10 protein-coding genes and 1 pseudogene are annotated in these 12,522 nt (G+C 50.4%); all 11 read left to right on the forward strand.

Features of this window, described 5'->3' with window-relative positions; genetic code table 11:
- A pseudogene (locus H569_RS20585) lies at positions 1-425 on the forward strand (acetyl-CoA decarbonylase/synthase complex subunit alpha/beta); the annotation flags it as partial.
- A 127-nt stretch (positions 426-552) separates the two neighbouring features.
- Complete coding sequence (gene acsC, locus H569_RS0115215; protein ID WP_027365689.1) at positions 553-1,875, forward strand: acetyl-CoA decarbonylase/synthase complex subunit gamma; 1,323 nt, start codon at positions 553-555, stop codon at positions 1,873-1,875.
- Between the two features lie 80 nt (positions 1,876-1,955).
- The gene (locus H569_RS0115220; RefSeq protein ID WP_027365690.1) at positions 1,956-2,714 is read left to right on the forward strand and encodes an ATP-binding protein; all 759 of its coding nucleotides are present in this window, start codon (positions 1,956-1,958) and stop codon (positions 2,712-2,714) included.
- A 43-nt stretch (positions 2,715-2,757) separates the two neighbouring features.
- Entirely contained in the window at positions 2,758-3,705 is a 948-nt protein-coding gene (locus tag H569_RS0115225) for an acetyl-CoA decarbonylase/synthase complex subunit delta (protein ID WP_027365691.1), read from the forward strand.
- Between the two features lie 23 nt (positions 3,706-3,728).
- The gene (locus H569_RS0115230) at positions 3,729-4,523 is read left to right on the forward strand and encodes a methyltetrahydrofolate cobalamin methyltransferase (RefSeq protein ID WP_027365692.1); all 795 of its coding nucleotides are present in this window, start codon (positions 3,729-3,731) and stop codon (positions 4,521-4,523) included.
- 365 nt (positions 4,524-4,888) lie between these two features.
- Positions 4,889-7,915: an FAD-dependent oxidoreductase gene (locus H569_RS0115235; protein WP_027365693.1), complete on the forward strand. Its 3,027-nt coding sequence runs from the start codon at positions 4,889-4,891 to the stop codon at positions 7,913-7,915.
- 19 nt (positions 7,916-7,934) lie between these two features.
- Complete coding sequence (locus H569_RS23205; protein WP_157833551.1) at positions 7,935-8,375, forward strand: hydrogenase iron-sulfur subunit; 441 nt, start codon at positions 7,935-7,937, stop codon at positions 8,373-8,375.
- On the forward strand, positions 8,363-9,319 hold the full coding sequence (locus H569_RS0115245) for a 4Fe-4S dicluster domain-containing protein (protein ID WP_027365694.1): 957 nt from the start codon (positions 8,363-8,365) through the stop codon (positions 9,317-9,319). The genes H569_RS23205 and H569_RS0115245 overlap by 13 nt, the downstream gene beginning before the upstream one ends.
- A gap of 10 nt (positions 9,320-9,329) precedes the next feature.
- Positions 9,330-10,349 carry a 4Fe-4S dicluster domain-containing protein gene (locus tag H569_RS0115250; protein ID WP_027365695.1) on the forward strand — a complete coding sequence of 340 codons (1,020 nt, stop codon included), beginning with the start codon at positions 9,330-9,332 and terminating at the stop codon, positions 10,347-10,349.
- Positions 10,349-11,188 carry an FAD/NAD(P)-binding protein gene (locus H569_RS0115255; RefSeq protein ID WP_027365696.1) on the forward strand — a complete coding sequence of 280 codons (840 nt, stop codon included), beginning with the start codon at positions 10,349-10,351 and terminating at the stop codon, positions 11,186-11,188. Before H569_RS0115250 ends, H569_RS0115255 begins: the two co-directional genes overlap by 1 nt.
- A gap of 83 nt (positions 11,189-11,271) precedes the next feature.
- Positions 11,272-12,501, forward strand: coding sequence for a (Fe-S)-binding protein (locus H569_RS0115260; protein ID WP_027365697.1), 1,230 nt, complete (start codon positions 11,272-11,274; stop codon positions 12,499-12,501).
- The last annotated feature ends 21 nt before the right edge of the window (positions 12,502-12,522 follow it).

Consider the following 12,522-nt stretch of genomic DNA (forward strand, 5'->3'; position numbering starts at 1 on the left):
AATACCCGATGACCTCCTGCGGCTGCTTCGAGTGCATCCTCGCGATGGTGCCCGAGTGCAACGGCTTCATGGTGGTCAACCGCGAACACGGCGGCATGACCCCGTCCGGCATGAGCTTCTCCACCCTGGCCGGCACCATCGGCGGCGGCGCCCAGATGCCCGGCTTCATGGGTATCGGCAAATCGTATCTGGCCTCGCCCAAGTTCGTGCCCGCCGACGGCGGCCTGGGCAGACTGGTATGGATGCCCAAGGCGCTGAAGGAAGAGCTGCGCGCCGCGCTGGAAGAGGCCGCTGAAAACGCCGGCCTGGGCAAAGACTTCGTGGATAAGATTGCCGACGAAACTGTCGGCACCAGCGGCGAGGAAATTATGTCTTTCCTCGAAGAAAAGGGTCATCCCGCTTTGACTATGGATCCTTTAATGTAATAAACTTTTTATAGCTGGTATTTCCTTTCGAGTTACGGAAAACACCACAGGCGGAACCTTTTAAAGGGTTCCGCCCGGTGTGTTCCTTATTTATGATAAGTCGAATCAGAGAAAGGAGTATGGAGTAATGGGTTTAACAGGTTTAGAGATTTTCAAACAGCTACCCAAAACAAACTGCAAAGACTGCGGACAGCCTACCTGCCTGGCTTTCGCCATGCAACTGGCCAGTGGTAAGGCCAGCCTGGACCAGTGCCCTCACGTAAGTGACGCAGCTAAAGAAGCACTTGATTCAGCTTCCGCACCGCCGGTCGCGCTGGTTAAAATCGGTAAAGGCGAGAAGGAACTGCAACTGGGTAATGAAACTGTGCTTTTCCGTCATGACAAGCGCTTTGAACACCCCACCGGCATTGCCATTGCCGTTAACGACAACGACAGTGAAATTGCTTTTAAAGTGGGAGAAATCAACAAGCTGGTATTTGACCGCGTAGGTCAAACCCATAACGTTAACCTGGTAGCCGTTGTAAATGCTTCCGGCGATGCTGCCAAGTTTGCCGAAGCCGTAAAAACAGTCCAGGATAACACCGGGTTTCCGCTGGTATTGATCAGCGAAGACGCTGCTGCCATGGGAGCAGCCCTGGAAGTGGCAGGTGCCAATGCCCCGCTTATTTGCGGCGCCAATGCAGCTAACCTGGATGCCATGGTTGAGCTGGCCAAGAAATACGATGCTCCGCTCGTAATTAAGGGAGCAGGTCTGGATGAACTGGCTGCGCTGGTTGAAAAAGCTGGTTATAAGAAAGTTATTCTGGATTCCGGCGCACGTGAAGTTAATAAGGTTCTGGCCGACCAAACCCAAATTCGCCGCCAGGCGCTGAAAAAATTCCGTCCCTTTGGTTATCCTACCATTACCTTTGCTGATAACCCGGATCCCATTCAGGCTATCGTAGACGCCGGTGTATACATTGCCAAGTATGCAGGCATCGTGGTATTAAACACTGCGGATCCCTCAGACATCCTGCCGCTGATCACCCTGCGCCTGAACATTTACACCGACCCGCAGAAGCCGATTGCCGTGGAATCCAAAATTTATGAAGTTGGCAACCCCGGTCCGGATGATCCCGTTTTTGTGACCACCAACTTCTCCCTGACCTATTTCTGTGTCCAGGGTGACGTTGAGGCAGGACGCTTCCCAGCCTATATTCTGCCGGTTGACACCGACGGCATTTCCGTATTGACCGGTTGGGCTGCCGGTAAGTTTACTCCGGAAAAAATTACTGAGATGTTAAATACAAGCGGCATTGCTGACAAAGTGTCCCACAGGAAAGTGATCATTCCCGGCGGCGTCGCTGTATTAAGCGGCAAACTGCAGGAACTGAGCGGCTGGGAAGTGCTGGTAGGCCCACGCGAATCAGCCGGTATCCCTTCGTTTTATAAGCAGCGCTGGGGCAATTAAGATATAATTTGCGGGCAGTGTGGAAAATAATAACCTGTAAGTTAAACCAGCTGTTTCTACCAAATAAAGGAGGAATAGTTATGTCATTTAATATAGCAGTGGCCGGTAAAGGTGGCACAGGTAAAACCACATTATGCTCATTAATGATCAGGCAGTTGGTCAAAGCCGGCAAGAAGCCCATTTTTGCTGTGGATGCCGATGCCAACGCCAATTTAAACGAGGCACTGGGCCTGGAAATTGAAGGGTCCATAGCAGACATACTGGTGCGGATAAATAATAACCTGGATCCTCTGCCCGCAGGAATGACAAAAGATCAGTTTGTGGAGTACAAAGTACACCAATCCCTTTCCGAAGGTGACAATGTCGACCTGTTAGTAATGGGCGGGCCTGAGGGCGCCGGGTGTTATTGTTATGCCAATAATCTGCTGCGCGGTTTTGTTGCGGAACTGAGCAAAAATTACCCGTACATGGTCATGGACAACGAAGCCGGGCTTGAGCATTTGAGCAGGCGTACAACCCAGAATGTCGATGTGTTGTTTATCACCAGTGACTGCTCGGCGCGCGGCATTAGATCCGCCGGCAGGGTACGGGAACTGGCTGAAAATTTAAAGCTCGACATTAAAAAAATGTACCTGGTGGTAACCAGGGTAAATGAAGCAACCTTCGACGCCCTCAAGCCGGAAATTGAAAAGACCGGCCTGGAATTAATCGGAACGTTGCCTTTGGATGAACAGGTGATGGAATACGATATCCTGAGCAAGCCGCTGATTAGTTTGCCCGATGGATCGCCGGTAGTGGCAGCAGTTAATGATATTCTAAAAAAAGCTGCCATCATCTAATACCGCAAAATTATGCTTTTTAACGCAGAAAGGAGCGGAACCAATGGCTGTTACTATAGCTAAAGAAAAATGGACCAGCAAGGTGGGAGAAATGGTGCTGGGAGCCGACTCTTCAGTTAAGGTCGGCGGTGAAAGCACGTTACCATACCTGCATTTTGAAGGGGAAATCCCCAATAAACCTGTACTGGCACTTGAAGTATGGGACCTCGAGCCGGCAGATTGGCCTGAAATTTTGAAAAAGCCTTTTAATGATGTACTTGCAGACCCGGTCGCATGGGCCAAAAAGAACGTTGAATATGGAGCAGACGCCATCGCTCTTCGTTTAATGAGCGCTCATCCCGACTTTAAAGATGCATCTCCGGAAGACTGCGCTGCAACTGCCAAAGCAGTTGCCGAGGCCGTCAACGTTCCCCTGATTGTCATTGGCTGCGGCGTTGAAGAAAAGGACGCCGAAGTACTGGAAAAAGTCGGTGAAGCCTTAAGCGGTAAAAACTGCCTGATCGGCTGCGCCACTGAGAAAAACTATAAAACCATAACTGCTACCGCCATGGTCAACGGCCATAGCGTTATTGCCTCCAGCCCGCTGGACATTAACCTGGCCAAACAGTTGAATATCTTAATGACTGAAATGAACCTGCCGGCCAACCGCATCGCCATTGACCCGCTGGTTGGCGCGCTGGGCTATGGTATTGAATACGCTTACTCCATCATGGAAAGGGCCAGGTTGGGCGCATTGATGGGCGACAAAATGCTGGCTATGCCGGTTATCTGCTTTGTAGGTCAGGAAGCCTGGAAGGCCAAGGAAGCCAAGAGCCCGGACGAAGAATCACCCGAGTGGGGTGCTCAGGAACGCCGCGCTATTCTGTGGGAAGTAATTACCACCACAACCTTTGCCCAGGCCGGCGGATCGATTTTCGTGCTGCGTCACCCTGAAACTGTTAAACAGGTTAAAGTCCACATTGACAAAATGATGGAAAGTAACGCTTATTAATAAAAAGTAAGGAGGCAAAGAGCATGATCCTTATTGGTGAACGGATCAACGGCATGTTCAAAGACATCCGGGAAGCAATCCAAAACAAGGACCCGGAACCCGTCAGATACTGGGCCAAGCGCCAGCAGGAACAATGTGCCGCTTATCTCGACATTAACACCGGCCCAACTGTGGAAAAAGAAGACCAACCCGCCGTTATGGAATGGCTGGTAAAAACAGCCCAGGAAGTTTCTACACTTCCGTGCTGCATCGATTCCACCAACCCGGATGCAATTGAGGCCGGATTGAAGGTGCACAGGGGCAAGGCCATGATTAACTCAACCACTGCCGACCAGTGGAAAATGGATATTTATATTCCCATGGCTGCCAAATACAATGCCGCGATTATCGGACTGGCCATGAATGAGAAGGGTGTACCCAAAAGCGCGGCCGACCGTATCGCCCTGGCGATGGAAATTGTTGTTAACTGTGATATGCACGGCGTTCCAATGGAAGACCTGTATATTGACCCGCTGATGCTGCCCTGCAACGTAGCCCAGGAGCACGGCGTGGAAGTGCTGGAAACCTTACGTATGATTAAGACGCTGGCCGACCCGGCACCGCGTACCACTATGGGCCTGAGCAACGCTTCGCAGCGCTGCACCAACCGGCACCTGATCAACCGCACCTTCCTGATTATGAGCATGGCATGCGGACTTGATTCAGCCATCGCCGACGTTGATGACGACGCATTGTTGGATGCAGTGGCGGCAGCTAACATCTTATTGAACAAAGACATCTACTGCGATTCGTTCCTGAAAACTTTCCGCTCCAGATAGCAAGAAAAGACCGACTAAACAGCCGGTCCTGGTTAATAAAAAGGCGGCTTGAACAAGTCGCCTTTTTATAACATTTTTTAGCCGGGTATTTGGATAATTAACCTGTTTGACAGAAAACAGGCTAGAATATTATACTATGGACAGGTATGCATAATCGAGAAATAATGAACAAAATCAAGATTATTCAAACAAATTCACAAAGTTCTTTATAGTTGATGCTTTATTTAACTAAAATTTATAATTGGCTTCGGTTATGTCATACCTTAAACAACCGGTTGGGGCAACCGGAAAGTTCATAATCTTTAGCCCGGCGCGAATATATTTTTTTGTGATGCCGAAACTAGGAGGACGGATGTGATGCTTAGATGAGTACAAAACCTGATAAGGTCGGAGCCGTACTAGTAGTTGGCGCAGGTATCGCCGGTATACAGGCATCGCTTGATTTGGCAGAATCAGGCTACTATGTTTACCTGGTGGACAAAAAGCCCGCCATTGGTGGTACCATGCCCATGTTGGACAAAACCTTCCCCACCAACGACTGCTCCATGTGCATCCTGTCTCCCAAGCTTGTTGACTGTGGGAGACACTTGAATGTCGACGCCATTACCAATGCCGAGGTAGTGGATATTGAAGGTGAGCCAGGAAACTTTAAAGTTACCATCAACAAAAAGGCCCGTTTTGTTGATCCCGAAAAATGTACCGGCTGCGGTTCCTGTGCCGAAGAGTGCCCGGTCAAGGTCCCGGATGAGTTTAACCAGGGCCTTAGCCCCAGAAAGGCAATTTACAAGCTATATGCCCAGGCTTACCCCAACGCTTATGCCATTGACCCGGCTAAATGCTTAAAAATCAAGAAGCCCAAGGCCTGTGGCAAGTGTCTTAAGGTCTGCCAGGCTGAAGCCATCAACCACGAGATGCAGGACGAAACCATCGAGATTGAAGTTGGTTCCGTAATCCTGTGCCCCGGCTTTGAAAAATTTGACGTCAGCCAGCTCTTCTATTATGGCTACGGCAAAAACCCCAATGTATTAACCAGCCTTGAATTTGAGCGTATTCTCAGCGCTTCAGGTCCTTTCGGCGGACACCTGCAAAGGCCGTCGGACGGTAAAGAGCCGCAAAAGATTGCCTGGATTCAGTGCGTAGGTTCACGTAACTGCCGCATCGAACATGGCTACTGCTCTTCCGTTTGCTGTATGTACGCCATCAAGGAAGCCGTTATTGCCAAGGAACACACTCACTATCCTTTGGACACGGCAATTTTCTTCATGGATATGCGTACCTTCGGTAAAGATTTTGAAAAATACTATGACCGGGCCAGGTTGGAAAACGGCGTCCGCTTCATTCGCTCCCGCGTTTATGAAGTAACTGAAGCCAATGACGGTTCCGGCAACTGCCGTATCCGCTATTCCAACGAAGACGGCACCATTAGTTACGAGGACTTTGATCTGGTCGTATTGTCACTGGGTCTGGAACCCAATCCGGAAATTGTGGAACTGGCCGGTAAACTCGGGCTTGAACTGAACAAGTTTAATTTCTGCGAGCCTACCGCATTAACCGGTGTCGGCACCAACAAACCCGGCATCTACGTCGCCGGAGCCTTCAGCGGTCCCCGGGATATTCCCGAAACCGTGATGCAGGCCAGCGCGGCCGCGGCCGCTTCTGCCGCCAATCTAGCCACAGTGCGCGGCACCATGACCAAAGCCAAGGAATACCCGGCAGAAAAAGACGTTGCCGGTGAAATAGTCCGTACCGGCGTATTTATCTGCCATTGCGGCATCAACATCGGCAGCGTGGTCAACGTGCCAGAAGTGGTGGCCTACGCCAAGACTCTGCCCGGCGTTGTTTTTGCCGATGAAAAAATGTACGCCTGTTCACAGGATACTTCCGCTCAAATCAAAGAAGCTATTGAACAGTACGGCTTAAATAGAATCATTGTAGCCTCCTGCAGCCCGCGGACGCACGAGCCGATGTTCCAGGAAACTTTAAGAGAAGCCGGACTTAACCCCAACCTGTTTGAAATGGCCAACATTCGCGACCAGTGTTCCTGGGTACACATGAATGAGCCGGAAAAGGCCACTGCTAAAGCCAAGGACCTCGTAAAGATGGCCGTTTACAAGGCTGCATTGCTTGAACCCATTGCTTCCGTCAGCTTGGATATGAACCATGACGCACTGGTTATCGGTGGAGGGGTAGCGGGAATGACTGCTGCCACCAACCTGTCCCGGCAGGGTTACCAAGTGTGCCTGGTGGAAAAGACAGATGCCCTGGGCGGCATAGCCAACCGCTTGCGTTTTGGCATGCGTGGCGAAGACCTGCCTCAATTTGTTGGCGAGCTGGTTGACCAGGTAAACAACGATGCCAACATTAAAGTTTATACCGGCGTTGAAATAACTGACGTACACGGTTTTGTCGGCAACTTTGAGACTACTTTAAGCAGCGGTGAAGTTATTCGACACGGTGTAGTTATAATTGCCACAGGAGCTGAAGAATATAAGCCCACCGAGTACCTGTACGGTCAAAACGACAATGTTATGACTTTACTGGAACTGGAAGGCCTCCTGGCTGCCAAGGACAGCAAGCTTACCGGAGCTAAAAACTTTGTCTTTATTCAGTGCGTAGGTTCCAGGGATGCCGAGCGCCCGTACTGCAGCAGAATTTGCTGCACCAAATCGGTCAAGCAAGCCCTGAAAGTTAAGGAACTTAACCCTGAAGCCAACGTATTTGTTCTTTACCGTGACATCAGAACCTACGGTTTCTATGAAGAGATGTACCGTGAAGCCCGCAACAAGGGTGTTATCTTCATACGCTACTCTGTGGACAACAAACCGGTGGTGGAAGCCGGCGCTAACGGTGTGAAGGTAACTGTAACCGACCACGTGTTGGGCGTGCCCGTTAATATTAACGCAGATGTCGTTGGTTTGGCGGCCGCCATTGTAGCGGACAGAAATACCAACGGTAAACTGAGCCAGTTCTACAAAGTGCCGCTCAACCAGGAAGGTTTCTTCCTGGAAGCTCACATGAAGCTGCGCCCCGTGGACTTTGGTACTGACGGTGTATTCATGTGCGGACTTGCCCATGGTCCCAAGAACTTGGAAGAAAACATCGCGCAGGCCAAGGCTGCCGTGGGACGCGCCTGTACAGTACTGGCCAAACAGTCCATTTCTGTTGAAGGCAAGAGCGCCTTTGTGAACGAGAAGAAGTGCGCCGGCTGCGGCGATTGCGAAGCTGTCTGCCCGGCCAAGGCCGTACAAGTAGATGCAACTAAAAAAGTAGCCGTGGTCAACGAAGCCCTGTGCAAGGGCTGCGGTGCCTGTGCCTCCACTTGCCGTTGCGGAGCTATTAACGTCAAGGGTTGCACCAACCAGCAAATAATGGCCATGATCAATGCTCTATAGATGGGGGAGGGAAACGGATATGGAATTCGAACCCAAAATTGTAGCATTTTTATGCAACTGGTGTAGTTATGCCGGGGCCGACCTGGCCGGAATAGGTCGTATCCAGTACCCGCCCAATATCCGGGTGGTGCGCATACCTTGCACCGGAAGAATGAATCCGCTATTCATAATCAGCGCTCTCCGTCATGGTGCGGATGGCGTGCTGACATCCGGGTGACACCCCGGCGACTGCCACTATGTTAGTGGCAACCTGGTGGCCCGCAGAAAATTTGCTTTGCTGAAAGACTTTTTAGAGTACATCGGCGAAGATGAAGGCCGCGTCAACTTCTCCTGGGTATCTGCCGCTGAAGGCGGGCGTTTTGCCGAACTGGTCAAGGAAGTTACAAACAAGGTTAAGGAACTGGGACCCAACAAGGGGCTAAATGAAAGTGAATCGGGGTGTTGCGGATGCAAAAGCTAGCAGCTCAAATAAAAGACGCAGCCAAAAAATTATTGGAAGACAAAAAGGTTGACCTGGTAGTTGGCTTTGCCGAAGGCAGCCTGCCACTGCGGGGCACTCCTCTTTTTGCCCGCACTCCCGAAGAAGCGGAAAAACTGACCTGGAGCAGGGGTTGTGAAAACAACCTGGCCAATTACCTGCGCAAGCGGGAAGGTAAAGTAGCGGTAGTAGCCAAGGGATGCGACGCCCGTTCCATCGTCGCCTTGGTCAAGGAAAACCAGATCAATCGCGATAACCTGTATATTATCGGCGTACCCTGCACCGGCATGATCGACCGCAAAAAAGTTGAAAAACTGCTGGAAGGCAGAGAAGTATTGGCCATTGAAGACATCGGCGATGCAGTTGTACTGAAAGGCAAGGACTTCAGCGAAACCGTAGCCCTGGCTGACCTGATGCATAATTCCTGCCTGGACTGCCGTTACGGCAACCCGGTGCTTTATGATGAGCTGGTTGGTGAGCTGCTCCCCGAAAAAGGTGAGGACGACTTCGCTGAAATTAAGGCATTTGAAGCCAAGACAACGGCGGAACGACGCGCGTATTTGGCGCAAGAATTCAGTAAGTGTATCAGGTGTTATGCCTGCCGTAATGCATGCCCGGTTTGTTATTGCACGGAATGTTTCGTAGACTGCACCACTCCCGAATGGATCGGCAAGAGTGCGGCAGATGTCCAGGATAATATTTTATTCCAGGCAGTTAGGGTATTCCACAGCGCCGGCCGCTGTGCCGATTGCGGAGCTTGTGAAAGGGCTTGCCCCATGGGCATTAACTTGCGTCTGTTAACCCGTAAACTGGTCAAAGACGTTAAAGAACTGTTTAACGCCGAAGCCGGGGTTAACCTTGACGACAAAGCAGCCCTTGCTTCGTTCACAGCTGATGACCCAGAACCTTTCTTGGTGAAGGAATGAGGTGAAACTGATGATAGTAAGCAAAAAGGATCTACCCAACTTCCTGGACAAACTGATCAGCGAATATCAAGTTTTTGCACCTGTAAGGAAGGACACCTTTACAGTGTTCAAACAAATCTGCTCTGGCAAGGATGCAGTTTTGGCCGCAGGTAATACCAAGTTACCGGTTAAAGAATTGTTTTTCCCGCAGTCGGAAAAACTTTACAGCTACAGCGTGACTGAAGCGGGAGCCAAGCTGGAAGCCACTCTCGACGATCAGCAAAAGATAGTTTTTGGCGTCCGTCCCTGTGATGCCAAGAGCCTTGTTTTGCTGGACCATGTTTTCAACAACGATAAGTACCAGGACCCATATTACCTTACCCGGCGCGAAAACACTATTCTGGTCGGTATAGGCTGCAACAGCCCGGCCAGCACCTGTTTCTGCACTTCGGTCAATGGCGGGCCCTTTGACACCAATGGGCTGGATATACTGCTGGTGGATACCGGTGATGCCTACGTGGTAGAGGTGGTATCTGACAAAGGTAAGGCACTTGCTGAAAAAGCCGGTTTTGCCGCCGCCTCGGACGCGGACCAAGCTGCTGCCGCCAAGGCCAAGGAAGATGCCGTGGTTACCTGCCAGGTTAACCTTGACGGTTTGAAAGCCAAGTTGGACGTTAATTTCTATGATCCCATTTGGGACAAAATCCACGAAAAATGTTTGGGCTGTGGTGCCTGCACCTATTTGTGCCCAACCTGCCACTGTTTCGATATAGTGGACGACGCCGTGGATTGCAACGGTTGTCGTGTACGCAACTGGGATTCATGCGCTTTCCCGCTCTTTACGCTGCACGGTTCCGGTCACAACCCGCGCACCAGCAATAAAGAGCGCTACCGCAACAGAATCATGCACAAGTTTAAATATTTCGTTGACAACAATAACGAAATAGCCTGCGTTGGTTGCGGCAGGTGCATTAAAAACTGCCCCGTTAATATGGACATCCGGGTGGTACTGGAGGATGTGCGGGGTTCGGAAGCGAGGTTGGATAGTTGATGAAAAATCCATATCTACCGCTGCCAATGAAGTTGGTCAAAAACTTTACTGAAACAGAAGATAAGCTTATCCACACCTTTACCCTGCAGTTCCTGAGCGAAGAAGACGAAAAGAGTTTTCCTTACATGCCGGGCCAATTTGCTGAAGTATGCGTATTCGGTAAAGGGGAAGCCCCTTTCGGCATTGCTTCTTCACCGAATGAACCCGGGTTCCTCAAATTCTCGGTGGCCAAGGTGGGAGTTGTATCAACCGCCCTGCACATGATGGAAGAGGGAAGCACCGTGGGTGTGCGCGGACCGCTGGGTAACTACTATCCCGTGGAAGAGCTCAAAGGTAAAAACCTGGTCATAATTGGCGGCGGTTTTGCCTTCACCACATTGCGCTCTCTGGCTACGTACATGATGGACCCTGTCCGCCGTGGCGATTACGGCAACCTGACGGTTATCTACGGAGCCAGAAACCCCGGCCTGTTGCTTTACAAAGAAGAGCTGGCCGCTTGGGAACAGAACCCGGACATCAACTTGATCACCACCATAGACCGTGCCGTGGATGGCTGGAACGGCAGGGTAGGTTTTATTCCTGCCGTTACCGAAGAAGTGGCGCCAAGTTCAGAAAACTCCTACGCCATTATCTGCGGACCGCCGGTGATGATCAAGTTCACCATGCCCGTACTGGAAAAATTGGGTTTCCCGCCGGAAAGAATCATTATGTCGCTGGAGAACCGCATGAAGTGCGGTATAGGCATGTGCGGCAGGTGCAATGTGGGCGGCAAATACGTGTGCAAAGACGGTCCTGTTTTTACAAGAGCACAACTAAATGAATTGCCCAATGAATATTAATTAAATATAAACTTAGCGCCTCTTATGAGGCGCTAAGCAAATTCTCCGTTTTGTATGCCAAGACTCGGAGGGAGGCTATATACATGGAAGCTATTAAAGCTGCCGATCTTAACCCCAAATTCAGGGACGAAGTTGCCGGCTTACTGAATAATTATGATTTCACCAATTGTTTGGCCTGTGGTATGTGTACAGCCGGATGTCCCTATTCTGACATTCATGAAAACCAGGATCCACGCAAATTCCTGCGTAAAATCCTTCTGGGCATGAAAGATGAAGTATATGCAGACCCGTATATCTGGTACTGCACCATGTGCGAGCGCTGCACCATCGAATGCCCCATGAACGTCAACATCGCCGCTCTGGTACGCAGTTTGCGCGGTACCTGGGACAAGGATAAAATCCCCGGTTACCTGCAAACCATTGCCAGGGAGCACATTGAATCCGGCAACCAGATGAATGTCAGCCAGGAAGATTATGAAGAAACCCTTGATTGGATTCAGGACGAACTGAGGGAAGAACTGGGCGACCCCAATTACGAAATACCGCTGAACAAGAAGGGCGCCAAGTATTTTTACGGCTTTAACGCCCGGGATATCAAGTACTACCCCAACGAACTACAAACCACTTTAAAACTGTTCTACGTTGCAGGTATTGATTACACCATCAGCACCAAGCGTTGGGACGCTACAAACATTGCCCTGTTTACCGGTCAAACTGATGACTTCTTGGCTATTTCCATGCCGCTGTGGCAGGAAGTTGCCGATCTGGAATGTGAAGAGCTAATCGTTACAGAATGTGGCCACGCTTTCCGCTCTATGAGGTGGGGTTACCGCACTTATTGGAAAGGCAAGCAGTACCCCATTCGCCACATCCTTGAGCTGCTCAATGAACTGGTTAAAGAAGGCAAAATCAAGCTTGACCCGGATGCCATTACTGAAGTGGTTACTTATCACGACCCCTGCAACACCGCTCGTAAGGAAGGGGTATATGAAGCACCGCGTGAACTTATCAGAAGCTTTTGTAAAAATTTTGTAGATATGAACCCCAACGGCAAGATGAACTACTGCTGCGGCGCCGGCGGCGGCGGTATGGCCATGCCTGAATTTAATGAAATTCGTAAGGCCAAGGGTAAGCGCAAAGTGGACCAGGTGGTGGCCACCGGTGCGGAAATTGTCATCGTGCCCTGCCATAACTGCATGGACCAGTTTAACGACCTGAACAAGTGGTACCCGGAAAAAGCTAAATCCCCGAACGTACACATGTGCTCTTTAATGGAACGAGCGCTGATCATGCCGGAAAAAAAAGAAGAATAAATAATCCGGTATAAACAATTT

It is taken from the genome of Desulfotruncus alcoholivorax DSM 16058, assembly GCF_000430885.1.
GTDB lineage: Bacteria > Bacillota > Desulfotomaculia > Desulfotomaculales > Desulfallaceae > Desulfotruncus > Desulfotruncus alcoholivorax.

Excerpts from the sequence above, each read along its gene's own strand:
- acsC (WP_027365689.1), top strand. The coding sequence starts at position 553 with ATGGGTTTAACAGGTTTAGAGATTTTCAAACAGCTACCCAAAACAAAC.
- H569_RS0115220 (WP_027365690.1), top strand. The coding sequence starts at position 1,956 with ATGTCATTTAATATAGCAGTGGCCGGTAAAGGTGGCACAGGTAAAACC.
- H569_RS0115225 (WP_027365691.1), top strand. The coding sequence starts at position 2,758 with ATGGCTGTTACTATAGCTAAAGAAAAATGGACCAGCAAGGTGGGAGAA.
- H569_RS0115230 (WP_027365692.1), top strand. The coding sequence starts at position 3,729 with ATGATCCTTATTGGTGAACGGATCAACGGCATGTTCAAAGACATCCGG.
- H569_RS0115235 (WP_027365693.1), top strand. The coding sequence starts at position 4,889 with ATGAGTACAAAACCTGATAAGGTCGGAGCCGTACTAGTAGTTGGCGCA.
- H569_RS0115245 (WP_027365694.1), top strand. The coding sequence starts at position 8,363 with ATGCAAAAGCTAGCAGCTCAAATAAAAGACGCAGCCAAAAAATTATTG.
- H569_RS0115250 (WP_027365695.1), top strand. The coding sequence starts at position 9,330 with ATGATAGTAAGCAAAAAGGATCTACCCAACTTCCTGGACAAACTGATC.
- H569_RS0115255 (WP_027365696.1), top strand. The coding sequence starts at position 10,349 with ATGAAAAATCCATATCTACCGCTGCCAATGAAGTTGGTCAAAAACTTT.
- H569_RS0115260 (WP_027365697.1), top strand. The coding sequence starts at position 11,272 with ATGGAAGCTATTAAAGCTGCCGATCTTAACCCCAAATTCAGGGACGAA.